The sequence below is a fragment of the Acinetobacter sp. YH01006 genome (genome assembly GCF_013420445.1).
In the GTDB taxonomy this organism is placed as follows: domain Bacteria; phylum Pseudomonadota; class Gammaproteobacteria; order Pseudomonadales; family Moraxellaceae; genus Acinetobacter; species Acinetobacter pseudolwoffii.
This window is the reverse complement of sequence record NZ_VOYB01000008.1, coordinates 26,167-50,106: the sequence shown is the minus strand read 5'-3', so window position 1 is coordinate 50,106 and position 23,940 is coordinate 26,167. Positions and strand designations below refer to the sequence as shown.

General features: G+C 46.2%; 23 protein-coding genes and 2 pseudogenes. 5 read left to right on the top strand and 20 right to left on the bottom strand.

The features are described 5' to 3' along the window. Nucleotides 1-15: 15 nt before the first annotated feature. The 4 genes from FTT73_RS08675 to FTT73_RS08660 all read right to left on the bottom strand — a co-directional run bounded on the left by FTT73_RS08675 (nt 16) and on the right by FTT73_RS08660 (nt 6,172). The gene (locus FTT73_RS08675) at nt 16-1,008 is read right to left on the bottom strand and encodes a cell division protein ZipA C-terminal FtsZ-binding domain-containing protein (protein ID WP_180050599.1); all 993 of its coding nucleotides are present in this window, start codon (nt 1,006-1,008) and stop codon (nt 16-18) included. Between the two features lies 1 nt (nt 1,009). Beyond that, the gene (gene smc, locus FTT73_RS08670; protein ID WP_180191306.1) at nt 1,010-4,462 is read right to left on the bottom strand and encodes a chromosome segregation protein SMC; all 3,453 of its coding nucleotides are present in this window, start codon (nt 4,460-4,462) and stop codon (nt 1,010-1,012) included. An 11-nt stretch (nt 4,463-4,473) separates the two neighbouring features. Next, a complete protein-coding gene (locus tag FTT73_RS08665) occupies nt 4,474-5,169 on the bottom strand; it encodes a GntR family transcriptional regulator (protein WP_005095938.1) in 696 nt (231 codons plus the stop codon). Nucleotides 5,170-5,368: 199 nt separating this feature from the next. Continuing rightward, on the bottom strand, nt 5,369-6,172 hold the full coding sequence (locus tag FTT73_RS08660) for a sulfite exporter TauE/SafE family protein (RefSeq protein ID WP_100355525.1): 804 nt from the start codon (nt 6,170-6,172) through the stop codon (nt 5,369-5,371). A 27-nt stretch (nt 6,173-6,199) separates the two neighbouring features. Between FTT73_RS08660 and FTT73_RS08655 the strand changes: the two genes are divergently transcribed. Together FTT73_RS08655 and FTT73_RS08650 are read left to right on the top strand one after the other, a co-directional pair. Next, nucleotides 6,200-6,955: a biotin--[acetyl-CoA-carboxylase] ligase gene (locus FTT73_RS08655; protein ID WP_100355526.1), complete on the top strand. Its 756-nt coding sequence runs from the start codon at nt 6,200-6,202 to the stop codon at nt 6,953-6,955. Nucleotides 6,956-6,968: 13 nt separating this feature from the next. Continuing rightward, on the top strand, nt 6,969-7,712 hold the full coding sequence (locus tag FTT73_RS08650) for a type III pantothenate kinase (protein WP_180040317.1): 744 nt from the start codon (nt 6,969-6,971) through the stop codon (nt 7,710-7,712). On the opposite strand, the gene FTT73_RS08645 is transcribed toward FTT73_RS08650, so the two are convergent. The 3 genes from FTT73_RS08645 to ffh form a co-directional block, all read right to left on the bottom strand. Further along, nucleotides 7,663-8,268, bottom strand: coding sequence for an alpha/beta hydrolase (locus tag FTT73_RS08645; protein ID WP_180050605.1), 606 nt, complete (start codon nt 8,266-8,268; stop codon nt 7,663-7,665). The two genes, FTT73_RS08650 and FTT73_RS08645, sit on opposite strands and share 50 nt — an antisense overlap. Nucleotides 8,269-8,405: 137 nt before the next feature. Continuing rightward, entirely contained in the window at nt 8,406-8,978 is a 573-nt protein-coding gene (locus FTT73_RS08640) for an alpha/beta hydrolase (RefSeq protein WP_005095930.1), read from the bottom strand. A gap of 150 nt (nt 8,979-9,128) precedes the next feature. Further along, on the bottom strand, nt 9,129-10,535 hold the full coding sequence (ffh, locus tag FTT73_RS08635) for a signal recognition particle protein (RefSeq protein ID WP_004279196.1): 1,407 nt from the start codon (nt 10,533-10,535) through the stop codon (nt 9,129-9,131). Between the two features lie 138 nt (nt 10,536-10,673). Between ffh and FTT73_RS08630 the strand changes: the two genes are divergently transcribed. Next, complete coding sequence (locus FTT73_RS08630) at nt 10,674-11,483, top strand: inner membrane protein YpjD (RefSeq protein ID WP_180191289.1); 810 nt, start codon at nt 10,674-10,676, stop codon at nt 11,481-11,483. Nucleotides 11,484-11,543: 60 nt separating this feature from the next. Here FTT73_RS08630 and FTT73_RS16495 read toward each other — a convergent pair. Beyond that, nucleotides 11,544-11,810: pseudogene (locus FTT73_RS16495) on the bottom strand (class I SAM-dependent methyltransferase); the annotation flags it as partial. Here FTT73_RS16495 and FTT73_RS08620 point away from each other — a divergent pair. Then, nucleotides 11,799-12,190: pseudogene (locus FTT73_RS08620) on the top strand (inner membrane protein YpjD); the annotation flags it as partial. The pseudogenes FTT73_RS16495 and FTT73_RS08620 overlap by 12 nt on opposite strands. A gap of 102 nt (nt 12,191-12,292) precedes the next feature. Further along, complete coding sequence (locus FTT73_RS08615) at nt 12,293-12,769, top strand: hypothetical protein (protein ID WP_180076419.1); 477 nt, start codon at nt 12,293-12,295, stop codon at nt 12,767-12,769. Nucleotides 12,770-12,824: 55 nt separating this feature from the next. On the opposite strand, the gene FTT73_RS08610 is transcribed toward FTT73_RS08615, so the two are convergent. The 12 genes from FTT73_RS08610 to paaA form a co-directional block, all read right to left on the bottom strand. Continuing rightward, a complete protein-coding gene (locus tag FTT73_RS08610) occupies nt 12,825-13,424 on the bottom strand; it encodes a DapH/DapD/GlmU-related protein (RefSeq protein WP_180076402.1) in 600 nt (199 codons plus the stop codon). Nucleotides 13,425-13,455: 31 nt separating this feature from the next. Continuing rightward, the gene (locus tag FTT73_RS08605; protein WP_180191288.1) at nt 13,456-14,394 is read right to left on the bottom strand and encodes a PaaX family transcriptional regulator C-terminal domain-containing protein; all 939 of its coding nucleotides are present in this window, start codon (nt 14,392-14,394) and stop codon (nt 13,456-13,458) included. A gap of 63 nt (nt 14,395-14,457) precedes the next feature. Then, the gene (gene paaK / locus FTT73_RS08600) at nt 14,458-15,750 is read right to left on the bottom strand and encodes a phenylacetate--CoA ligase PaaK (RefSeq protein WP_004279191.1); all 1,293 of its coding nucleotides are present in this window, start codon (nt 15,748-15,750) and stop codon (nt 14,458-14,460) included. Nucleotides 15,751-15,810: 60 nt separating this feature from the next. Continuing rightward, entirely contained in the window at nt 15,811-17,022 is a 1,212-nt protein-coding gene (pcaF, locus tag FTT73_RS08595) for a 3-oxoadipyl-CoA thiolase (RefSeq protein WP_180191287.1), read from the bottom strand. Between the two features lie 11 nt (nt 17,023-17,033). Further along, complete coding sequence (locus tag FTT73_RS08590) at nt 17,034-18,587, bottom strand: 3-hydroxyacyl-CoA dehydrogenase (RefSeq protein ID WP_180191286.1); 1,554 nt, start codon at nt 18,585-18,587, stop codon at nt 17,034-17,036. Nucleotides 18,588-18,590: 3 nt separating this feature from the next. Further along, on the bottom strand, nt 18,591-19,382 hold the full coding sequence (paaG, locus tag FTT73_RS08585) for a 2-(1,2-epoxy-1,2-dihydrophenyl)acetyl-CoA isomerase PaaG (RefSeq protein WP_005247159.1): 792 nt from the start codon (nt 19,380-19,382) through the stop codon (nt 18,591-18,593). Continuing rightward, nucleotides 19,382-20,152: an enoyl-CoA hydratase-related protein gene (locus FTT73_RS08580; protein WP_180078472.1), complete on the bottom strand. Its 771-nt coding sequence runs from the start codon at nt 20,150-20,152 to the stop codon at nt 19,382-19,384. The genes paaG and FTT73_RS08580 overlap by 1 nt, the downstream gene beginning before the upstream one ends. 40 nt (nt 20,153-20,192) lie before the next feature. Beyond that, entirely contained in the window at nt 20,193-21,251 is a 1,059-nt protein-coding gene (locus FTT73_RS08575) for a 2Fe-2S iron-sulfur cluster-binding protein (RefSeq protein ID WP_180078470.1), read from the bottom strand. 64 nt (nt 21,252-21,315) lie between these two features. After that, nucleotides 21,316-21,816: a 1,2-phenylacetyl-CoA epoxidase subunit PaaD gene (gene paaD, locus FTT73_RS08570; protein ID WP_180078468.1), complete on the bottom strand. Its 501-nt coding sequence runs from the start codon at nt 21,814-21,816 to the stop codon at nt 21,316-21,318. A gap of 28 nt (nt 21,817-21,844) precedes the next feature. Continuing rightward, nucleotides 21,845-22,600, bottom strand: a complete 756-nt coding sequence (gene paaC, locus FTT73_RS08565; protein WP_180076395.1) for a 1,2-phenylacetyl-CoA epoxidase subunit PaaC — start codon at nt 22,598-22,600, stop codon at nt 21,845-21,847. Between the two features lie 17 nt (nt 22,601-22,617). After that, entirely contained in the window at nt 22,618-22,908 is a 291-nt protein-coding gene (gene paaB, locus FTT73_RS08560; protein ID WP_004279183.1) for a 1,2-phenylacetyl-CoA epoxidase subunit PaaB, read from the bottom strand. A gap of 31 nt (nt 22,909-22,939) precedes the next feature. Then, nucleotides 22,940-23,884 (bottom strand): 1,2-phenylacetyl-CoA epoxidase subunit PaaA, encoded by a 945-nt coding sequence (gene paaA / locus FTT73_RS08555; protein ID WP_100328957.1) that lies wholly within the window; start codon nt 23,882-23,884, stop codon nt 22,940-22,942. Nucleotides 23,885-23,940: the final 56 nt, after the last annotated feature.

The window sequence follows — 23,940 nt, the reverse complement described above, 5'->3', positions numbered from 1 at the left end:
ATTGAACAAAAGCGCTTAAACTTCTGTCGGTTGACCGGCACGATAATCAATCGCTTGATGGCGCCAGAATTCGCGTAATTGTGGGGTAAATTCCTGCTGGTTCTGATCATAGACCAGACCATCGACTTCACGGGCAATCAGACGTGAAATACTGTCCATGGTATCAAAGGCATTTTGTACATCGCTATGCGGTAAAGCCAGGAAGAAAGCCAGACCTTTGACTTCCTGAGTCGACAATGTTTCCAGATCAAAGCCTTCCATACCCGTATCGGTCATTTGCAGTACCGAAAATAGCAGTTTTGAATCATCTTCACTATAACGGTGGAAACAGGCCAGTTCGCCATAACGCAGACCATATTTGAGTAAGACTTTCAGGGTTTTATCACCTGAAAGTACACGGCCTTGCGGATAGATATGCAGAGAAATAATGGTTTCAGCACTGGATAACGCACTTTCTTCATCCACTATTTTTTGCTCATGCAGATGGGCATCCAGAATACTGCTTTCATCATTAAATTCAGAAATTTCTGCTTTTTCGATGTTGCTGTTCAGACTAAATTCGGTAGCTGTATCTTTATTTTCAGGCTGGTTATTTTCCGGTTCTACTTCGGCCGGCTTTTGCTCCAGTGATGTTTCGGCTGGTTCTGTAGTTGCAGAGCTTGCCACCACTTCAGCTTCGGTCATTGGACTCGGCTCGACCGCTGCAGCTGTCTCAAGCACTGCTGGCTCAGCCAAGGTCGGTTCAGGCTTGCGAAATGCCGAAGGTTTTTCAGGAGCCTTTTCTTCTACGCTCAGGCTCGGCTCTATACGTTGTGCCGGATCTGCGTTCTGCTTTGCCAGTTGCGATCGTACATGCCGAGGAATGACAGGGGTCTGGCTATCCGGATCGATATGCAGGTTAGCATCCAGTGAAGGGACTGCCTCTACAGGTTTTTTGAGCAGCATTCTAATGCCCAACAGCATGATGATAATTGCAATAACAATCCCGATAATGGTGGTGATTTCCATATTATACCTCCGCAGCTAAGCCGTATTCTTTTGCCTGTTCCAAATTTACTGTCACTAATTTTGAGGTTCCCGGTTCAGGCATGGTTACACCTAAAAGATCAGTCGCCATCATCATTGCAAGTTTGTTATGGGTAATATAAATAAATTGCACGTGTTCAGAAAGCTCTTTGACTAAATTACAAAAACGTCCCACATTGGCATCATCTAGTGGTGCATCGACTTCATCCAGTACACAAAAAGGTGCCGGATTTAAGCGAAAAATCGCGAATACCAGTGCCAATGCAGTTAAAGCCTTCTCCCCACCGGAGAGTAATGCCAAGGAGCTATTACGTTTACCCGGTGGTCGGGCCATCAGTTTTACACCCGATTGCCATCCATCTTCAAGACTTAAACTCGCCTCGCCCCCTTCAAATACTTTCGGGAACAGGTTTTGCAGTTCGGCATTGACTTGATCAAAAGTGTGCATAAACAGTTTGCGGGTTTCCTGATCAATACTTTTCATCGCAGCTTGTAGCTGTTCCACAGTATTTTCCAGATCCTGCATCTGGTGGCTCAGTTCCTCATAGCGTTTCGAGACTTCTTCATATTCTTCAGAAGCCGCCAGATTCACTGCACCGAGCTTATCGAACTGCGCCTGAGCTTTTTCCAGTTTCGCCTGATGGGTTTTGACATCAATAGTTAAACCGCTGATGACTTCATGATTCAGTTCTTTTAATTGTTCTGAATAATGCTGCAAATCAGATTTGGCTGCCTGCCAGGCCAGACGTTTGGCTTCCAGTGCTGTACGCAGTTTTTCATCCTGCTGCTGGAAACTGTGACGCTGTTCAGTTAATTGCTGCTGTTTGCTCTGCACCTGATTTAATTCGATCTGCCAGTCGGCCCAGGTTTTTTGCAGCTTTTCAGTGATCTGCGCCTGTTCATTAAACTGGCTCTGTAAAGCAGGCAATTCTAGCTGTACCGGATCGACAAATTTCTTGGCTTGCTCGATTTGTAGATTAATTTGTTGATACTGTTCTATTAAAAATACCTGATCTTTTTCCAGCAATTCAATCTGCTGCTGACTCTGTACGCTTTGACGGCGCAGCAGTTCCAGTTCCTGCTGCGCTTGCTGGCTAAGCTGCTGCGAGTCATCTAACTGAGTGCTCAATGCTTCCAGCTGGAATTGCAGGGTTTTATAATTTGGTAGCGCTTGTTCCAGCTTAATATTCAGAGCATGCAGATCAATTTCCAGATCGTCTTTCTGCATGGCATCTTCTTCTAGCTGCTCATCGAGTTGTTGCAGCTGATGCTGTAATTGCTGCTTATGTAATGCGAAAGCCTGAGCACTACTTTGAACTTTGGCAATATTGACATCGAGTTGTTGCAGTTGCTTTTGTGTGTGCTTGTACTGCTCACTGATCGTTTGAATCTGGGTTTTTAACTCCTTCATCCGAAGATTCAGTTCAGGCAGTTGCTCTTCAGCCTGACTAAGTTGGGTATTCAGTGCTGATAACTGAAGCTCGATTTCCTCCAGACGGATACGATGACTCAATGCGCCCTGAGCGGCTTGGCTCGATTCATCATAATCCAGCGCAATCACCCAATCAGGCCCAACCTGATAGCCATCCAGACTGAGTAGGGTCTGACCTTGCAAAAGCCCAGTTTGAAGTTTCAAGGCTTGCGCTAATGAATCTACAACTGCAACCTGCTGCCACAGTGAATACTGTGGAGATTCAATCCAGTCGGCCAGACACACCGTATTGGCAATCTGAATTTCATCTTGCACAGTATATGGCTTTAACTGACGCGCCCGATCTTCAAGAAAGTTTTCACCCTCTGCCAGAATCTGGGCAGACAGCCATTTTGCCAGAAACTTTTCGATCAGCTTTGCATGGTCTTTGCCTGCATCGTTGAGCTTAAGTACATGCATTAGCTGTAGTGCATCGGCCTTGGCATGTGGATTGGCTTTGGTCAGCAATTGACTGAGGTTGTTCTGTTCTGAATGCAGCACCTGAATTTCAGATTTTAACTGCATCAAGCACTGCTGCTGTTCTGCCTGCTCGGTCTGAACTTGAGCCAATTGATCTTGCAATACAGTGCGTTGCGCTTCACATGTGAATAGCTGCTGTTCGATCTCAGTCTTGTCTTGTTGATATTGCTCTAGCTCATCTTGTTGCGCTTGATGCTGAATCTGTATGCTCTGTTGCTGTACGGTCTGTTTTTGCTGTTCAATCCGCTCAATATTCTTGGCCAGTTGCTCGCTTTGAGCCAACATTTGTAATTTACGCTGCTGCTGCTGTTCGACCTGAGTTTTGATTTGGGCAAATTGTGCCGCGACTGTTGTATGTTGTGATTTGAGATCAGCCAGATTTTGGCTCTGCGCCTGATTCTCTCCATCTTGCTGCTGCAATTGTGTTTGCTGATCTTCAGCTTGCTGCTGCAAGGTATCGAGTTGCAGTTCAATCAATTGCAAACGCTCTTTGGTCTGGGCTTTTTGCTGTTCCAGCTTGACCAGACTGGTGGAATTTTGCTCGAGCAAAGACTGTTTTTGCTGCAAGGTCATTTCCAGTTCGGCCAGTTTTTTCTCGGCCTGTTGCCATTCACTTTGCAAAGGTGTCGATTGCTGAATCAGACGCTGAAACAGTTCACTGGTACTTCCTAAATCATGTTCAACCGTAGTCAGCTCGGAACGTACCAGCTTAAAATTATCTCCGAGAGTATTCATCTCCACGGTATATTCTTCTTGCAAGCGCTGGCTTTGTTCACATTGGAAAGACAGGATTTCGATCTTGATGCTACGAATCTGTGCTTCCAGTTGCTTATATTGAATCGCGCTTTCAGCCTGACGTTTCAGGGTTTTTAACTGAGATTTAAGTTCAGAGGCAATATCTTCCAGACGCGACAGGTTTTGCGTGGTGTGATCCAGATGCAGCATGGTTTCACGGCGCCGTGCCTGATAACGCGAAACCCCGGCAGCTTCTTCAATATAGACCCGCATTTCATCCGGCTTGGCATCGACCAGACGGTTGATCATGCCCTGTTCAATAATCGCGTAAGAACGTGGCCCCAGACCGGTGCCCAGAAAAATATCGGTAATGTCACGACGCCGGCATTTGCTGCCATTCAGGAAATATTCAGACTTGCCATCGCGGTTGACCTGACGGCGGACTGCCAGTTCATTATAGGCATTATAAGCACCGCCCAGTTTGCCATAGGTATTGTCAAAGCGCAGTTCTACACTGGCCATGCCCACCGGTTTACGCTTGGCAGTTCCGGTAAAAATCACGTCCTGCATGCTGCCACCACGCAGCTGGCGCGCACTGGACTCGCCCATGACCCAGCGTATGGCATCAATGACGTTAGATTTACCACACCCGTTCGGTCCCACGACTGCAGTACGGTTATCTTTAAAATGTAAAGTGGTACTGTCGGCAAAAGATTTAAAGCCTGAAAGTTTTAAACTGCTTAAACGCATAATGTCCTGATTTAACGTCGTGAGCGTCTGGCCCACGCGAGTTCAATTTGTTTCATCCGTGTCAGAGATTCCAACACAAGGTTACGTAAGTGTCGACAAAAATCTTCCATAAATAAAGCGGCCTGATGGGTTTTTCGTATCAGAATTGCTTCAGTGACCAGTTTAAATAAGTCGAAAGATTCCTGTAACTCGCGTCTGGAAATATTCAGGGTCAGGAAATAGCTACGCCGCAAGCAAGGTAACAGTTCCTGATAGTAGCGCATCAGATAGGGATTTCCGACCATCTCATGTTGCTGGGCCATGCCCTGAAAGATCAGATCATAAAACTTTTCTGTATGTCCTTGGCGAGTTTCTGCTTCTAATTGTTCTAATAATAGCTGAATGCGCTCGGCTTCATGACTCCGCCAGGTTTCAGCCATACGATGCACCATCTGCCCCAGCAATAAAGAGGTAATATCAAATAAGGCCCGCACCTGCAAGGCTGACATTTCCGAGACAATGGCACCGCGACGCGGATAAATTTCAATCAGCTGGGTGCGTTCCAGCAACAGCAGGGCTTCACGAACTGACCCTCGACTGACATCCAGCTCCGAGGCAATCCTGAGTTCCTGTATACGTTCGCCTTCGACCAATTCGCCGCGAATAATCTGTTCGCTAATGTGTTTGGCAATCTGCTCAGACAAACTGTGTGCTTGTTCTAATGGCATACCGTTCCTGTCTTTATTTTTATGGATACTGGTTCAGCCCATGATTTGGGCTATATTGCTATTAGATAGAATTTTTTCGATGAATACTGTGACATTGTCAGACAATCTTGTGTCTCTACAGCCAACTCAAGTTCATAAAAAAGGAGAATAGTGAACCATTCTCCTTAGGTGATACATCAGTTCAACCTAAAAAATTAAATCAGGCTATAAAACCTTGATAAATAAAATACAGGCCGACGGTGGTCAGTAAAGCCGCAAAACATTTTTTCAGTACCGCAGGTGAAAGTAAATGTGCCACTTTTGCACCGAGTTTGGCGGTAAAAAAACTCATCATACTGATGCCAATAAAGGCATAAATATGGATATAGCCAATCGTATTTGGTACTGTGACCTGGGCCTGTTGACCAAACCAGATAAAGCCTAGTGCGCCTGCCACGGCAATCGGCAATCCACAAGCCGCAGAGGTCGCCACGGCTTTTTGCATCACGATGCCACAGCGATTCAAAAACGGGACTGTCAGACTACCGCCACCAATCCCAAAGATCGCCGATGCCACACCAATCCCACCGCCCGCAGCGAGTTGTACCGGGGTTGAAGGCAATTTTTTATTCGGATCGACCTGAACATTGGCGCCTTTAAACATTCTAAACGCCACCCAGACTGCAAAGAACCCGATCAACAGCTGCAAGCCTTGACCAGATAAATAGTCAGCAATCCCTGCGCCCAGGAAGGAACCAATAATCAAGCCGGGTGCCAGATTACGAAATACCGACCACAACACGGCACCTCTTTGATGATGCGCCATGACAGAACTGATCGAGGTGACAATAATGGTAGCCAGAGAAGTCCCCACCGCCATGTGCATAATCACGCTGGGATCGTACTGGAGCTGGGTAAAAACAATGTACAGAATCGGCACAATAATCAAACCACCACCAACCCCAAACAGGCCAGCTGTAAATCCTGCAATTGCACCAATCAATAAATATATGATTAACTCCATAACGATATTTACCACGTTTAGATTCAAATGGATGTAGAAACTCGTGAACTGCAACAACGATTAAGCGATGCAGGCCAGCTTCCGGAAGTATTGCTCATCAAACCGATTACCACATCGACCAATGACGATGTGCGGGAATTGGCAACCAAGGGGGTACAGCAGGTTCTGGTCTGTAGCCATGTGCAGACCCAAGGCCGTGGACAGCGCCAGCGTCAGTGGATTTCACCTGAAGGGAATATCTATTTAAGCACATTGCTGCATACACAAAAACCCATCGATGGCCGTTTGGCTCTGGAAATTGCGTTAAATATCCTGCAAATGCCCAGTCTACAAGGGCTGGACTTGCAAGTAAAATGGCCGAATGACCTGTATAGCGTCAAAGGCAAATGGGGCGGCATTCTGGTAGAACCAATTTCACCTACGCAAGTGGTGGTCGGGGTCGGGATCAACCTCAGCCCAATGTCTGCTGAGGTTCCCGAGCAGCAAGTGACCTCATTGAATGAGTTGGGCCTGCATCCGGGTTCACGCATTCAGCTGATTGCAGAACTGTATCTGGCGATTCAGCAAGCCGGACAATGGTTTAGTTATGGCAGCCAGAATCTGTCTGGTCGTTTCAATCGACATGCCGCTTTTATCCAAGAGAGGGTTGAATTTACCGATCTGCAAGGGCAATATTCAGGAAAATTTCTGGGTATTCAGGATGATGGCGCTGTTAAAATCGCAACTGAAACAGGTGTCCACATCTTTTACCAAGGTCAATTACGGCTCAAAAATAATCCTTGAACAGGCATAATCCATGAAGAAACTATGGCTAGATATTGGCAATACCCGACTCAAATACTGGATTACCGAACAAGATCAGATCATTGAACATGCAGCGGAATTACATTTACAATCCCCTGCCGATTTGTTACTTGGCCTGATCCAGCACTTTAAAACGCTGGATCTGGATCAGGTCGGATTGTCTTCGGTTCAGGACAAAACCAATAATGAGCGCATTCTTAGTATATTAGATGGTCTGCATATTCCAGTGATTTTTGCTCAGGTGCAGGCCCAATATGCTGGCCTGATTTGTGGCTATGATGAACCCGCACAACTGGGGATTGACCGCTGGCTACAGGTACTTGCTGTCGCGACCCAGCCTCATGAGAATTATTGTGTGATTAGTTGTGGTACAGCGCTGACCATTGACCTGATTCAAGGACAACAACATTTAGGCGGTTTTATTCTGCCAAATTTATATTTGCAACGTGATGCACTAATTCAGAATACCAAAGGCATTAAAATTCCGGATGCCGCATTTTCTGAGCTCAATCCCGGACGCAATACCATCGATGCAGTACATCATGGCATTCTGCTCGGTCTGCTCAGCACCATTGAAAAAGTGCTGCATGATTTTCCGGCACAGCTGGTACTAACCGGTGGAGATGCTCCAGTGTTTGCCCAGCATCTTGAGCCGTATCAGCCGAGGATTGAACCTGATCTTCTGCTTAAAGGTTTGCAGCATTTTGCGGCTCATTTGCCAGACACAGTTTCATGATTTCGAGCAATTGAGGAAATTCGGTAAATCCATCACATTTGTTAAAATGTCCGGCTTTTTTAATCTCAAAAATTTGAGCATTTAAGCTGTGGGCCAAGCGCAAGGAAACCGGTGCAGGTACAAAAGGATCATTACTGGAGATCAGCATGACCGCGCGTTTATAGCTATACGGCAGGTTGTTCAGATCCAGTCGTGTCGCCTGCAGCATTTTATTCAGTTCCGACCAGGCCACCAGCGGTGTATCGAAAGCTGAAACCAGAATGACCCCGCCGATCTTGCGGTGCTGCTGGAGATAATGTTGCTGTAAAAAACTTAAAACACTGAGTCCACTCAGGCCATGGGCAACTAAAAACGTATGCTCATCCAGATGTGGAATATGCAGTTTCAGATTCTGCTGCCATTCTTCTAGATCAGGCTGAAAAGGATTGGCCAGCATAATCCGTTTTGAATCAACACCGACATTTTTGAGTTGGCGACTCAGCCACGGATACCAATGGTCATTTGAGGTGGCCTGATAATCAGGCACGATATAGACTTTGTTGATTATATTTTTCATCGTGTTTTACTTATTATAATTGAGCACAAAGTGCTTTGGCAAAAAATACTATTAAACAGTCTGAAGATGAAATTCAAGTAACTTTTTGCATCCCATCTCAGACTCAATTTGCAAATTGAACGAATCCAACAACCTGCTTAAGATTCAGCTTTAATCAGATAAGGCTCAATCACTTTCCAGAGTTCTGGCAGGTCGGTACAGCCTTCTGAATCGATAAAATGTCCCTGATGCTTGGCACTCACCACAATCGCATCCAGACTGTCTGCCTGTTCCAGGCTAAATTCAGGCTCCACCCGATCATCGCCTTCAGAATAAATCACCACACGTTCTGCCACCTGCTGTTTAAGCAGATCAAAATCGATCTCAGCGGCATCAATAAATGGGTTTACTTCATCTAAACGACCCAAGCGGCCATTAAATCCTGCGATCAATACCAATTGCTGAATCTTTTGCTGTTTTAATTCTCTGGATAAGTAATGCAATACAGCCACAGTTCCCAGGCTATGCCCGATAAAAATACTGTCTTCATCAATCCCCTCAATCTGCTCACGCATTTGCTGGTCCCACACCTCCAGCTTGGGTGTGGTCGATGGGTCAAGTCGCAGTACTTTTAAGCTGACATTTTCCTGTTGGGCTTTTTCCTGAATCCATGGAAACCAGTTTTCTTCAGGGCTTGCAGTATAACCATGAACGATGATCACTTGAGCCATTTTAAATTTCTCTTTGTTTTGTGCTGATATTCCTGAGTCTGCCTGATTGGATTTTTATTTTGGGTAAGTAAATGTTGTTTTGTTTAAACCGGTTTTCTGATTGATACATAATAAAAAAGGCGCATTTCGCGCCTTTTTTAAATCAGAATCTTATTTCTTGTCATTGCCGCCGAACAGTGGGCCCATGCCGCCACCGCCGCCAAACTGTTTCTGCAAACCACCGAGTGATTTCATCATTTTTGCCATACCTGACGGATTGGCAAACTTCTTCATCATCTTGGCCATTTGCGCATGTTGTTTAATCAACTTGTTGACTTCCGCCACTTCCATACCACAACCTGCTGCGATACGTTTTTTACGGCTTGGGTTCATCAAGTCTGGATTACGGCGCTCTTTGATGGTCATCGACTGGATAATCGCTTCCATTTTCTTGACCTGCTTTTCAGGATTGGCCTGGGCCAACGCATCTTGCAGACCGGCATTGCTCATGCCAGGAAGTTTGTCCAGGAAGCCCATCATGCCGCCCATCTTGTTCATCTGCTCAAACTGCATCAGCATATCTTCAAAGTTGAAGCTGCCGCCTTTTTGCAGTTTTTTCGCCATTTTTTCGGCTTTTTCTTTGTCGACCTTACGCTCAAGTTCTTCGACCAAAGAAAGTACATCACCCATACCGAGAATACGCTGTGCGACACGCTCAGGATGGAATGGCTCCAAGGCATCGAGTTTCTCACCCATACCGAGGAACTTGATTGGCTTGCCGGTAATCGCACGTACTGACAGTGCCGCACCACCGCGCGCATCACCATCAGTTTTGGTCAGGATCACACCAGTTAAAGGCAAGGCATCGTTGAACGCTTTGGCGGTGTTTGCCGCATCCTGACCGGTCATGGCATCGACCACGAACAGGGTTTCAGTCGGGTTAATCGCTGCATGCAGCTCTTTGATTTCACCCATCATGTCATCATCGATATGCAAACGGCCTGCCGTATCGACAATCAGCACATCGGCAAACTGGATTTTTGCCTGTTCAATCGCACGGTTTACAATCGTAATTGGTTTCTCGTCTGCGCTGGATTCCAGGAAAATCGCACCGACTTCACCCGCGACAGTCTGTAACTGTTTGATCGCAGCCGGACGATATACGTCGGCAGAGACCATCGCGACTTTTTTCTTTTGACGTTCTTGTAAGAAGCGTGCAAGTTTCGCTGCAGTTGTTGTTTTACCTGCACCCTGCAGGCCTGCCAGCAGGACAACCACAGGTGGTTTTGCAGCGAGGTCGAGGCTTTCATTGGCCTCGCCCATCATTTTGGTCAATTCGTCATGAACGATTTTGACAAAAGCCTGCCCAGGAGATAACTGAGTCATCACTTCCTGGCCTAATGCTTCTTCCTTAACTTTCGCGATGAATTCACGAGTTACAGGTAACGCAACATCGGCCTCAAGAAGCGCCATACGCACTTCACGTAACGTATCTTTAATATTGTCTTCGGTTAGCTGCCCTGAGCCAGTAACATTTCTTAAACTCTGCGTGAGTCGTTCTGTTAAGGTATCAAACATTGCAAAATCCGCTTAAAATAGCCATGAGCAAAAAATTGTTTCTTAAAATAGAAAATTTATGCATAGAATGCTATAGGATACTGTAGTTCGCAGCGAATTTATATAAATGAATATTCATCACCCTTAAAAAGGTTTGACATGGTTAGCCTCCCCTTGGTTTATACGATCTTAGCATTAGTCGCTTATACCGCTTCCTTCTGGTATCTGTTCATTCATTTAATGTCTAAACGTGCTCCTAATCAATGGTTTGTATCGCTAACTGCCCTGCTTGGACTGGGCTTGCATGCGCTGGTCTTGTATGGTGATATGCACACCCCGCTGGGCATCAATTATGATGTCTTTGCCCTGTTTTCCTTTACTTCCGGTCTAATGCTATTACTCAGCATTATTTACAGTACTTATCGTCCAATTATTGCCCTAAATCTGATCGGAATTCCAGTAGCTGCCACAGGTTTGATCCTCGGTTTTGTCTTTACTCAGCCTGCAAAAATCATCGCACAAAACTCTTTGGGTCTGGATATTCATATTATCCTGTCTTTATCTGCTTATGCCGTATTGCTCATGGCGACCATTCAGGCCGTGATCTTGCGACTTCAGGATCGCGAGCTGAAAAAGAAGCAAAAACGCCGGGTTTGGGTCAGTTTGTTGCCTTCTTATCAAGACATGGAATCACTCCTGTTTGATATGCTGATGACCGGTTTTGTTTTACTTACCCTCGCTTTGAGCTTTGGCTTTTTCACCATCGATAATTTCTTCGCCCAACATCTGGCACATAAAACTGCGTTCAGTATTATTTCCTGGCTGGTTTATGGTTCACTATTAATCGGACACTGGAAGTTTGGCTGGCGTGGCCAGAAAGCCGTGCGCTTTACCCTACTCGGTTTTGGTTTGCTGGCACTGGGTTTTATTGGTTCTAAATTCGTGCTGGAAATGATCTTGGGGCGATAATTCTGAGCCTTGAAATATTCAATTCATTGTTCAATGAAAAGGCTTTAGCTTGAGTATTCTTTAAAGGATTATACGCCCCGCACGCACTGATAATGGCCAGCGAATGACTCTAGGCAATTCTGGATCTTCCCATTCTGGCAATAAAGCATCTGCCAGTACATCCAATGGATTATGTCCGAGTGCTTTAGTGGCAGCTTTCACGGCTGACCAGGTACTCATATAACCAATTAACTGATAAAAGTTCCATTCAACCTGTAATACCGGTGGCTGAATCGTAATTTCCTGAAAGGGAAATGGTAGATTTTTATATCCTTCATCTACATGGCGACCATTCAGGCCGTGATCTTGCGACTTCAGGATCGCGAGCTGAAAAAGAAGCAAAACGCCGGGTTTGGGTCAGTTTGTTGCCTTCTTATCAAGACATGGAATCACTCCTGTTTGATATGCTGATGACCGGTTTTGTTTTACTTACCCTCGCTTTGAGCTTTGGCTTTTTCACCATCGATAATTTCTTCGCCCAACATCTGGCACATAAAACTGCGTTCAGTATTATTTCCTGGCTGGTTTATGGTTCACTATTAATCGGACACTGGAAGTTTGGCTGGCGTGGCCAGAAAGCCGTGCGCTTTACCCTACTCGGTTTTGGTTTGCTGGCACTGGGTTTTATTGGTTCTAAATTCGTGCTGGAAATGATTTTGGTACGTTAACATACGCTAACCTAAAGCCCACACTACGTTTGAGTGCCGTCATCAAAATGTCATATTCAAAAATTATGGTTAAAGTGCATTAAAAATACACCAAGGATCATGATGATAAAATTACTTTCAAGTTTAGCACTACTTTGTTTATCAAGCGCAAGTTTCGCAGATTATCACTGTCACGGTAGCATTAAAGATCGCACGATTGATGATAATGTCAGTATCAGCCAAAACTGTCAGATTGATAATGCCACCATTAAAGGCAATGTCATGTTGTATCAGGGTGCTCAAGCAGTAATTTCAAATACTGCGATTGATGGCAATCTGGAATCGAAAGGACGTTTTAGCTCGGTTCTGGCACAACATAATCGGATTGACGGCAATATCCAGCTAGAAGGCGGTCAGACGATTCAGCTCACTGCCAATCAGGTAGAGGGTGATATCCAGCTGAAAAAGAATACCCAAAAAATTACTGTAAATGACAATGTGGTGGACGGTAATCTGCAATGCGAATCCAATCTAATTCAACCGATCGGTGGCAATAACCGGGTCAATGGTGACAAAGAAGGTCAATGTCGCCGTTTATAATTTTTATAAATGAAATAAAAAACTTGGCTGATACAATCATCAGCCAAGTGCTAAATTAATGATTCTTTTTAATTTGATATTCCGCATCAAAGGCCTGATAGTTCAGGCGATCTGCTGAATCTTCAGACAACGGTTCAACTTCCTGCATCGAGGACAAGCAGCGCTCTGTCAGCTGAATATATTCCTGCGTCCCTTTGCTTTTCCAGGAAATTTCTTTGGCATCCAGAGGACGAATGACCCGCGCCGGACTACCGAGCACCAGTGAATTTTCCGGAATTTGAGCTTTGGCTTTAACCGTGCTATTAGCACCGATAATGGTATTTTCACCAATTTCGGCTTCATCCAGAATCACGCTGTTCATGCCGACCAGTACATTTTTGCGAATGATACAACCATGTAAAATCGCGCCATGTCCGATATGGCCATATTCTTCGACTAGCGTGACGCTACCGGGAAAGCCATGAATGGTACAGGAATCCTGAACATTGGCATTTTTCTGGATATGAATCCCGCCAAAGTCGGCTCTTAAAGTAGCAAAAGGCCCGATATATACACCTTCTTCAATCACCACATCCCCGATCAGAACGGCTTGCGGATGCACATAAGCACGAGGGCTGACCACAGGAATCACACCATCAATGGCATAACACGGCATTATTTTATTCCTTTAAAAATGCAGAATTAGATTAACTGACGGCTTCTAGTCGCAAACCGCCAAAACGTTTATAAAATTGTGGATGTACTGGCGGCATCGAACCTTCCGAAGTCCGCGCGATTTCTATAAAGAATTCATCACCTGCTGCAACCACAGTTTGATATAAATTGCTGCTCAGATTACGGGCATTCAGGGAAAGCCAGTTAGATGGCAATAACTCAAAAGGCAGATTCGGATCTTTTAATAAAATCCGGCGGAATTGATGAATCAGCAAAATACGCAACTGAAATGCCTGTAGCGGATCTAGCTCATCTTCCTGTTCCACCAGATGAAAAAATTCCCGAAAATCGGTGATAAATTTTTCATAACGCTGATGTAATTCCTGCACCGGCCAGTTGGTAGCAACCATACGCTTCACAGTTGGATAGGATTCCTGCCAGAGCTGCAAGGTTTCGGCCTTAAACACCACCACCTGATCGGTCATTTTCAGGTTCAGCAGCAGGTTTTGCAGTTTCTGATGATCACAGCCCGGATAGGCCATGACATTGGTAGCAATATTGGCAAAGCCCAGCCATTCCAGCTCTTTTTTCAGAACCAGTTTATTTTCCAATTCCACCGAACTGAGCAGCACCAGATCCCATTTCTGATCCCATTCGGTGTGCTGAAAACTGTAAATTTTTTGATCCGCCATAATAAAACGCTGGCGGCTGCTTTCGGTCACACGGTAATAACTGGTGCGGCCAATTTTTTCCGAGAACAGCCAGCCATTTTGTACCAGACGAAATACAGCAGTTCTTACTGAACGTTCATTAAAGCCGAAGACATCCATGAGCTGGATCAGGCTGGCCAGACTGATAATGCCACCGCGATGAAAAATACAGTCACCGAAGATGGTCATGATTAATGAGGTTCCGCTGAGTGCTTCATTTTGAATAAAGTCATCAATGATTTGTTTTAATTTCGGATTCATTACGCTTAACTTTACCTTGTAGAAACTGGATGATAGACCATTTAGTCATCATCCAGTAGTACTTCATGCAGACTTGCGGATATCAAACACGCGCTGTGCCTTGCCTTCAGAGCGTGGCAGACTCCCTTCAGGTAACACTTCGACACTTACGGTGATTCCGACCATGGTTTTAATCTGGCTTTTCAGCTGAGTTGCCAGCTGGTGCGCCATAATGTCACTGCTATCTTTACGCATTTCGGTACGGATATGCAATGTATCCAGATGTCCCTGTTTGCAAATCTGGATCTGATAGTTCGGAATCAGTTGCTGGATCTGTAAAATCTGCTCTTCAATCTGTGATGGGAAGACATTGACCCCACGAATAATCATCATGTCATCACTACGGCCGACAATCTTGTCCATACGGCGCATGGTGCGTGCCGTGCCTGGCAATAAACGGGTCAGGTCACGGGTACGATAACGGATTACCGGCATGCCTTCTTTAGTAATGGTGGTAAAGACCAGTTCACCCAGTTCGCCATCTGGCAGCACTTCGCCAGTTTCCGGATGGATAATTTCAGGATAGAAATGATCTTCCCAGATGGTTGGGCCATCTTTAGATTCTAGACATTCCATCGCCACGCCCGGTCCCATGACTTCTGACAGACCATAAATATCTAGGGCATCAATGCCCAGACGCTCTTCAATTTCCTTGCGCATTTCATTGGTCCATGGCTCTGCACCAAAGACGCCGGTTTTAATCGAACAGTTTTTGGCTGTGCCAAATTTCTTCTCAAGCGCTTCAATAATGTTCAGGCAGTAAGATGGCGTAACCATCAGTGCTGTCGGTTTAAAGTCATGAATCAGTTGCGCCTGTTTATCGGTTTGTCCGCCAGACATTGGAATCACGGTTGCACCCAAACGCTCAACGCCATAATGCGCGCCTAGACCGCCCGTAAACAGACCATAACCATAAGACACCTGAATGATATCTTTGCTGCTCAAGCCGGCTGCACGCAGGGAACGCGCCACCACGTCTGACCAGACATTAATATCATTTTGGGTATAACCCACTACGGTCGGCTGACCGGTGGTGCCAGAAGATGCGTGCACACGTACAATCTGTTCCTGTGGAACAGCGAACATACCAAACGGATAGTTATCGCGTAAATCCTGTTTGGTGGTAAACGGGAATTTCGCCAGGTCTTCCAGTGAGTTAAAATCGTCTGGATGCACGCCAGCATCATCGAATTTCTTTTTATAAACCGGACTGTTCTGATAAGCATGTTGCAACGTCTTTTTCATACGCTGTAGCTGAACACTGCGTAACTCATCAACCGATACTTTTTCAATTTTTTCCATTGCATTGTTATTCATATTCTTACTCCTGACGCAGTCTTCCTGACCACGGTTTAATTCATTGATTGAATGATGTGTTTAATCCATATTTTCTAAAACCAGTGCAACACCTTGACCAACACCCACACACATGGTGCAGAGTGCATATTTGCCATTACGACGTTTTAATTCTTTCATGGCGGTAATCACCAAACGGGTGCCACTCATACCCAGCGGATGACCCAAAGCGATGGCACCGCCATTCGGGTTAATTCTGGAATCATCGTCTTGCAAGCCGAGTTCACGAATCACGGCCAGCGATTGCGCTGCAAATGCTTCATTCAGCTCAATCACGTCCATCTGCTCCAGACTCAGGCCAGTCTGTTTCAGCACTTTCTGTACCGCTGGAACCGGCCCAATACCCATATATTTAGCTTCGACACCGGCGCTGGCCATCCCGATCACTTTAGCTTTCGGGCGCAAACCATACTGCTCGGCAAACTGCTGATTCCCAAGTAATACGCAAGCCGCCCCGTCATTGACACCCGAAGCATTGCCGGCGGTGACCGAACCGCCTTCTTTACGAAATGGGGTTTTTAAGGCGGCCAGATTGTCCAGTGTCGTCTCTGCGCGCGGGTGCTCGTCCTGGGAAATGGTCAGGATAGTTTTCTTTGGCCCTTTAACCTCTACCGGCAGAATTTCTTCGGCAAAAATACCTTCTTGCTGTGCTACTGCGGTTTTCTGCTGGCTGCGATAGGCAAACAGGTCCTGATCTGCGTGACTGATCTGATACTTTTCAGCAACGTTTTCGGCTGTTTCCGGCATGCTGTCAACGCCAAACTGGGCTTTAAATTTTGGGTTGATAAAACGCCAACCAATAGTCGTGTCATAAATTTCTGGAGTACGGCTAAACGCTGAGGTCGGTTTAGACTGCACAAAAGGCGCACGGCTCATGGATTCTACCCCACCGGCCAAAATAAACTGTGCTTCACCCGATTTGATGGCACGTGCGGCAAGTCCAATCGCATCCAGACCTGAGGCGCATAAACGGTTCACGGTAAGTGCGGGAACAGATTCAGGCAGTCCTGCAAGTAAAGCCGCCATACGCGCAACGTTACGGTTATCTTCACCGGCCTGATTGGCACAGCCCAAGATCACTTCATCCAGTTTTGCCCATGGCAATGCCGGATGCTGCTCTTTCAGATATTGAATCGGTAGCGCTGCCAGATCATCAGCACGGATACTGCTCAGCCCACCGGCATAGCGTCCGATCGGGGTACGAACTCCATCAAAAATATAAACCTGTTCCATGATTATTCCTTTTAGCCAGCCACGCGTAATGGGTGCTGCTGAGTTTGCTGTGCCTGTCCCTGCACCGCTTTCTTTGCTAAATATATACTAGTTCTATAGCGATCTTCACCATAAATACGATACATATTTTCTAAAATTTGTAAAATTGTGTAATACCCAATTTTATCTGCCCATTCGAATGGACCACAAGGATAATTCACTCCATATTTCATAGCAGAATCAATATCTTGCTCTGATGCAATATCATGAAATACGGCTTCACAGGCTTCATTCACCAGCATGGCGATACTACGTATAACATAAAGACCTGGATGATCCTTAGACCAAATAGGTATCACATTCATACCTAGGAGGAATAGCTCTACTACCTGGCGCTGTTCTTCACTACAAGCGGGTGATGCAACTACCGGAATCGCTTGAGCATTGGCCCAATCTGCATGCCAGTCCATCAACACCACAGGCTCATGCGGATAAGCCAGTTCAACCGATTCGCCGAGCGATAATCGCAAGGAAAGATCACCAATCAGGATTTCATTCTGTTCTGCTGCCTGAAAACTCAGTTCTACATGAGAGGCCTGTTTTAAACGTTCAATCAGGGCTAAGGAATGCAGCCATTCACCTTTTACCGTGACTTTGAGCTTATTCAGCGACTTGGCATAACACACTGGCAATTCATATACAGGCGCAGGCTTGGACTGCGTGTAATCATAAAAACCCTGACCGGACTTGCGACCATAACAGCCGGCATCGACCAGTTCTTTTTGAATCAAGGATGGGCGGTAGCGTGGCTCATAGAAAAACTCCTGATAGACACTTTGCGTGACCGAGAAATTTACATCCTGTCCAATCAGGTCGGTGAGTTCACATGGCCCCATGGCAAAACGGCCACATTCGCGCATAATGAAATCAAGCTGTTCCGGTGTGGTGGCATTTTCCTGCAAGGCGCGAAAGGCTTCGGCATAATAAGGTCGTGCGACACGATTGACGATAAAACCGGGCGTCGATTTGGCCCGTACCGGAACCTTGTTCCAGTCCTTCATCAGATCAAATACTGCATCGGCAATCCTTGCTGAAGTTTTCAGTCCGCGGATAATCTCGACCAGCTTCATGACTGGTGCCGGGTTAAAGAAATGCAGCCCAATCACCCGTTCCGGATGCGGAATCGCCGAGGCAATTGCGGTAATGGAAATCGATGAGGTATTGGAAGCAAAAATCGTCTGTTCCGGGCAAATGGCAGCCAGTTGTTGAAACAGGTTTTGCTTCACTTCTTTCTTTTCGACAATGGCTTCAATAATCAAACCCGCATCGGCAAGCTGCTGAATATCTTCTGCCACGATCAGATTGGCGAAGGTACTCTCCAGCAATTGCTGGGTCATTTTGCCATTTTGTACACGCTTGCTGAGCTGTGTCTCTAAAGCAGTTAAGGCACTCTGAACCTTGCTGCGATCGAGATCAAACACATAAGTCGGATGCCCGTGCATGGCGGCCAGTTGCGCAATGCCAATCCCCATGGTTCCAGCACCGACCACAGCAACTTTGACTTGCTCTAAATTGATCTGTTGCATGATTTAGCATCCTTTATATTCAGGGGTACGCTTCTGCATAAAGGCTTGTACACCTTCTTTATAATCGCTTGAACGTCCAGCCAAACGTTGCAGGTCACGTTCCAGAATAAGCTGCTCATCCAGATTATTGTCGGCTGCAGCATGAATGGCTTTTTTGATCAGGGACAGACCATAGGTCGGTTGCTGCGCCAGATGCTCTGCCAGTTTTTTCGCTTCTGCCTGCAATTGCTCATCTTCAACCACCTGCCAGATCATGCCCAGTTGTACTGCGCGCTCAGCCGGAATTTTATCGCCAAGCATGGCAAGGCCCATCGCCTGGGCACGTCCAACCAGACGCGGCAAGAACCAGGTGCCGCCTGAATCTGGCACCAAGCCAAGACGGCAGAAGGCTTGAATAAATGAGGCTGATTTTGCTGCCACCACAATGTCACACGCCAAGGCAATATTGGCGCCTGCCCCTGCTGCCACACCATTCACCGCACAAATCACGGGTTTAGGCATTTCGGTAATCAGCTTGATCAAAGGGTTGTAGTATTTTTCAATCGACAGGCCTAAGTCCGGTGCATCGGCATTCGGATCGACCACACGATCATTCAGATCCTGACCAGCACAGAAACCACGACCTTCTGCTGAAATCACTACGGCACGAATCTGGCTGTCTTTGGCCCAGGCCTTGATGACTTTAGAGACTTCCTGATGCATGGTTTCATTAAAACTGTTGAGCTGTTTTGGACGGTTAAAGGTCAGGTAGCCCACTGCATTTTTTTCTTCGACAATAATTGTTTGATAATCCATTACACACCTCTAAATTCTGGTTTTCTTTTTTCTAAAAATGCATTAATGCCTTCCTGGCGATCTTGGGTCGCAGCCAGCCAGACAAAATGTTGACGCTCGAGCTTCAATCCCTGACTTAAAGTCACTTCATGAATCGACTTTAAAGATTGCTTGATGGCACGAATGGCCAGCGGTGCCTGCTTGGCAATTTTTTCTGCCAGTTCCAGTGCGTATTGCACGGTCAATCCTGTCGGACAAATCTGGCTGCTCATGCCATGTTGCAATGCGGCTTGTGCTGAAATCATTTCACCGGTCATGGCCCAGCGCATCGTTAATTGCTGACCGACCAGACGGGCAAGGCGCTGTGTTCCACCGGCGCCCGGCAACATGCCTAAACCAATTTCAGGCAAGGCAAACTGGGCATTGTCGCCAGTTAAAATCATGTCACCATGTAGAGCCAGTTCAAACCCTGCACCAAAGGCATAACCATTCACCGCCATGATTACAGGCTTGGAAAATTCATCAATTTTTTTCCAAAGCAGTGGCCGCTGATCCTGCTGGATGCTGACCACATCTAACTGCGCCAATTCATTTAAATCAGCACCGGCAGCAAAGCATTGCGTATTTCCGGTAATGACCACGGCTTTCACAGCAGCATCTGTTTCCAGGTTCTGCAAACAGGCTGCAATACCTTGCAAGGTCGCATTATTTAGGGCATTGCGCTTTTCCGGGCGATTCAGCTCAATCAGGACTACGCCGGGTTTTGGTGAGCTGGTTTTAATGTAAGTCATCCTTGAACTCCTGCTGTGCTCAGTGCTGTAAATTCAGCTGTTATTCATCAAAACTGAGTCGGACATTGGCTGTGGTTGGACGTGCCTGACAACTGAGCACATAGCCTTTCTGGATTTCATCTTCTTCCAGACTGTAATTCACCGCCATTTCAACCTGGCCCTCTAACACCTTACATTTACAGGTGGCACAAACACCGCCCTTACAGGCATAAGGCAGATCGGCTCCGGCACGTAGCGCAGCATCTAAAATACTGTCATCCTGTTTGGAGACTTCAACAATCAGCTCGCGACCATCGAGGATGATATTGACGCGTTCTTCGCTGCGGCTTTCAATCTGCTGGGCGGTTGCTTTCGGTGCAGTACCCGTATTGAAGCGTTCAGTGTGAATCTTGCTGCGTTGAATGCCCCAAGTCGGTAATACCGTTTCGACCGCCGCCATCATTTCTTCAGGACCACAGGCAAAACAGTGATCTGTGTCGGCTGAAATCAGATTGGCCTGAAACAGCTGCTGCAATTTATCCGCATTGATACGACCGTTAAAGATTTCGCTGTCATTCAGTTCACGTGAAAAAATATTTACCAGTTGCAGACGTTCCTTAAAACGGTCTTTCAAGTCCATGATCTGTTCAGAAAACATGGTCTGTTTCCAAGAACGGTTGCCATATACCAAGGTAAATGTGGCTTCTGCTTGACGGTTTAGCACCGATTTTACAATCGATAAAATTGGCGTAATGCCACTGCCTGCTGCAAACCCTAGATAATTCTGGCCACCGGCCTTGGCTGCTTTCTGAAAGAACACCCCTTGCGGTGGCATGACTTCCAGTACATCGCCCGCTTTGAGATGCGCATTGGCCCAGGTTGAAAACTGACCCTGATCAATTTTTTTAATCGCAATACTCATATCTTCCTGGGTATCACTGCAGATCGAGTAGCAACGACGCAGCTCGCCGTCATCGGTTAAATGACGAATGGTGAGGTGCTGACCCGGCTGATATTGAAAAGCATCAAACTGTTCAGGTGCGAGATCAAATGCAATGCAAATCGCCTGCTCGGTTTGAGGCTGAATCGATTTAATGGTTAATGGTATAAATTGGCTCATTTGAAAATCCCTCTTTCGTTTTGGCTATTTCTTTTTTGTGTTCACGCAGACGCTAGACCAGACATTAAATACATTTGAAATAGTCAAAAGTTTCTAAGCAGTCTCGACATTGATATAAGGCTTTACAGGCGGTCGAACCGAATTCACTTAATAATTTACTGTTATAACTTAAGCACTGTGGACAGGTGATGCCATCGGTCAATGCCACATGCGTACCACAGCTATGTGACTGGCCTTGCGGCGGTGCAATACCATATTGCTGTAATTTTTGTTTACCCGATTCACTCATCCAGTCCGTGGTCCAAGCTTCAGACAAATCAACAACAACTTTGACCGGGGTCAAACCGTTCGCCTCAAAAGCCTGGGTAATTTCTGCTTTTAATAAATCCGTGGCCGGACAGCCGCTATAGGTCGGCGTGAGTCGCACCACAATTTCATCCTGCTGATTCAGCTCGACGCCACGAATCATACCTAGATCAATCACGGACAATACCGGAATCTCTGGATCAGAAACCTGCTGTAAAACGTCCCAACATTGATCTTCTACGTGTCGAATCAGATTCATGCGACTCACTCCCTGTGATTGTGCCGAATTACCAGTTCATGTTTGGATAAGAGCGCTGCATATATTGCAGTTCAGCCAAAATAAAACCGAGATGTTCTGTATGTAAACCCTGTTTAGCCCCACTACGATAAGCGCCCAGCTCTGGCAGGCTTAATTCAAATCGGGCTAATTCGGCTGTAATTGTTTCTAGCCACTGGACTTTTAAATTTTCAATATCTGGAAGGACACCACTATTGACCAGCTGTTTTTCATCTGCCGTCAATACAAAAAGTTCCTCAGTAAAACGCCATAACTGGTTTAAACCTTGCTGGGTTTTTTCATGCGCTTCAGCTGTACCTAGACTTAGGCGTTCCATCCAGGTGGTGGAAAAACGCTGGTGATATTTCACTTCTTTGAGTGACTTCACTGCAAAAGCCGCCAGCTCAGCATGCTGACTTTGACTTAAGGCACTAAACAATAAAGCATGATAGTGATCCATCAACCACTGGCGTACCAAGGTCTGGGCAAAGTCACCATTTGGCTGTTCGCATAGCAGCAAATTACGATAGTCACGTTCGGTGCGGAAATAAGCCAGCTTGTCTTCATCACGGCCCAAGCCTTCCACTTCACCGGCCAGACTGAGTGCGGTACGTGCCTGACCCAATAAATCCAGTCCGATATTGGCTAAGGCAATATCTAGCTCCAGTTCAGGGGCATGGCCACACCATTCTGCCAAACGATGCGACAACACCAGTTGACTGTCGCCCACATGTAAAAGAAATTCTGCCAATACTTGATTTGTCATAATCTTCACCTTTCCCTTTACATGTGCTCGATGCCAGCTGGAATGTTATAAAAGGTTGGATGGCGATAGACCTTGTCCAAAGCTGGTTCAAAAAATTCTGCTTTTTCATCTGGCTGGGAAGAGGTAATCAATTCAGATTTCACCACCCAGATACTGATACCTTCATTGCGGCGGGTATATACATCGCGGGCATTTTGTAGTGCGACTTCCTCATCTGGCGCACGCAGGCTGCCAACATGACGGTGACTCAGACCCTGTTTACTACGCACAAACACTTCATAAAGTGACCAGTTGTTTTTGTTATTCATGAGCAAATTTCCCTATATTGATCAAACTGTTTTAAGCAACTTTTTGTGCTGCTGACTGTTGCTGCTGTTTTTGCGCATAGACTGCTGCTGAATCACGTACCCACTTACCGCCTTCCCAAGCTTTGCGGCGTGCTTCAATACGCTCATGGTTACACGGTCCCTTGCCTGCAAGAATCGCAAAGAACTCATCCCAATTGATTTCACCAAATTCATAATGTCCGGTTGCTTCATTGAATTTAAGGTCTGGATCGGGAACGGTTAAACCCAGCTGCAAGACTTGCGATACAGTGTTATCGACAAATTTCTGACGTAAATCATCGTTGCTGAATAATTTAATTTTCCACTGCATGCTTTGTGCACTATTCGGTGAATTATCATCACTTGGACCAAACATCATCAGTGCCGGCCACCAGAAACGGTTCACCGCATCCTGTGCCATCTGCTTTTGTTCCGGCGTACCATTGGCCAATTCCATCATGGCTTCAAAGCCCTGACGCTGATGAAAACTCTCTTCCTTACAAACGCGCACCATGGCACGGGCATAAGGACCGTAAGACGTACGGCACAGCGCAACCTGATTGACAATAGCCGCACCATCCACCAGCCAGCCAATCGCTGCAACATCGGCCCAGCTCAGGGTTGGATAGTTAAAAATTGAAGAATATTTCATGCGACCGGCAATCAGCTTATCCATCATGTCGTCACGATCCGCACCCAAGGTTTCTGCAGCACTGTACAGATACAAAGCATGACCGGCTTCGTCCTGAACTTTTGCCATCAGCACAGCTTTACGCTTCAAGGTCGGTGCACGGGTAATCCAGTTGCCTTCCGGCAACATGCCCACCACTTCAGAGTGTGCATGCTGACCAATCTGACGAATCAAGGTCTTACGATAAGCATCCGGCATCCAGTCCTTCGGCTCGATGGAAATATCCTTTTCAATCTTTTGATCGAAGATTTGTTGTTGATTATTCATTGTTCCCTCACTTATCCCAAGTGTTGATACATTCAAATTAAAACGATACAAAATTA

Bases quoted from the DNA above. Each gene is read 5' to 3' on its own strand.
- FTT73_RS08590 (WP_180191286.1), bottom strand. From the start codon at position 18,587: ATGCAACAGATCAATTTAGAGCAAGTCAAAGTTGCTGTGGTCGGTGCT.
- paaG (WP_005247159.1), bottom strand. From the start codon at position 19,382: ATGGATTATCAAACAATTATTGTCGAAGAAAAAAATGCAGTGGGCTAC.
- FTT73_RS08610 (WP_180076402.1), bottom strand. From the start codon at position 13,424: ATGCCGTGTTATGCCATTGATGGTGTGATTCCTGTGGTCAGCCCTCGT.
- FTT73_RS08655 (WP_100355526.1), top strand. From the start codon at position 6,200: ATGGATGTAGAAACTCGTGAACTGCAACAACGATTAAGCGATGCAGGC.
- ffh (WP_004279196.1), bottom strand. From the start codon at position 10,535: ATGTTTGATACCTTAACAGAACGACTCACGCAGAGTTTAAGAAATGTT.
- FTT73_RS08630 (WP_180191289.1), top strand. From the start codon at position 10,674: ATGGTTAGCCTCCCCTTGGTTTATACGATCTTAGCATTAGTCGCTTAT.
- paaD (WP_180078468.1), bottom strand. From the start codon at position 21,816: ATGAATCTGATTCGACACGTAGAAGATCAATGTTGGGACGTTTTACAG.
- paaA (WP_100328957.1), bottom strand. From the start codon at position 23,884: ATGAATAATCAACAACAAATCTTCGATCAAAAGATTGAAAAGGATATT.
- FTT73_RS08650 (WP_180040317.1), top strand. From the start codon at position 6,969: ATGAAGAAACTATGGCTAGATATTGGCAATACCCGACTCAAATACTGG.
- FTT73_RS08575 (WP_180078470.1), bottom strand. From the start codon at position 21,251: ATGAGCCAATTTATACCATTAACCATTAAATCGATTCAGCCTCAAACC.
- FTT73_RS08605 (WP_180191288.1), bottom strand. From the start codon at position 14,394: ATGAATCCGAAATTAAAACAAATCATTGATGACTTTATTCAAAATGAA.
- FTT73_RS08645 (WP_180050605.1), bottom strand. From the start codon at position 8,268: ATGAAAAATATAATCAACAAAGTCTATATCGTGCCTGATTATCAGGCC.
- FTT73_RS08675 (WP_180050599.1), bottom strand. From the start codon at position 1,008: ATGGAAATCACCACCATTATCGGGATTGTTATTGCAATTATCATCATG.
- paaB (WP_004279183.1), bottom strand. From the start codon at position 22,908: ATGAATAACAAAAACAACTGGTCACTTTATGAAGTGTTTGTGCGTAGT.
- FTT73_RS08660 (WP_100355525.1), bottom strand. From the start codon at position 6,172: ATGGAGTTAATCATATATTTATTGATTGGTGCAATTGCAGGATTTACA.
- FTT73_RS08640 (WP_005095930.1), bottom strand. From the start codon at position 8,978: ATGGCTCAAGTGATCATCGTTCATGGTTATACTGCAAGCCCTGAAGAA.
- FTT73_RS08580 (WP_180078472.1), bottom strand. From the start codon at position 20,152: ATGACTTACATTAAAACCAGCTCACCAAAACCCGGCGTAGTCCTGATT.
- paaC (WP_180076395.1), bottom strand. From the start codon at position 22,600: ATGACAAATCAAGTATTGGCAGAATTTCTTTTACATGTGGGCGACAGT.
- pcaF (WP_180191287.1), bottom strand. From the start codon at position 17,022: ATGGAACAGGTTTATATTTTTGATGGAGTTCGTACCCCGATCGGACGC.
- smc (WP_180191306.1), bottom strand. From the start codon at position 4,462: ATGCGTTTAAGCAGTTTAAAACTTTCAGGCTTTAAATCTTTTGCCGAC.
- paaK (WP_004279191.1), bottom strand. From the start codon at position 15,750: ATGAATAACAATGCAATGGAAAAAATTGAAAAAGTATCGGTTGATGAG.
- FTT73_RS08615 (WP_180076419.1), top strand. From the start codon at position 12,293: ATGATAAAATTACTTTCAAGTTTAGCACTACTTTGTTTATCAAGCGCA.
- FTT73_RS08665 (WP_005095938.1), bottom strand. From the start codon at position 5,169: ATGCCATTAGAACAAGCACACAGTTTGTCTGAGCAGATTGCCAAACAC.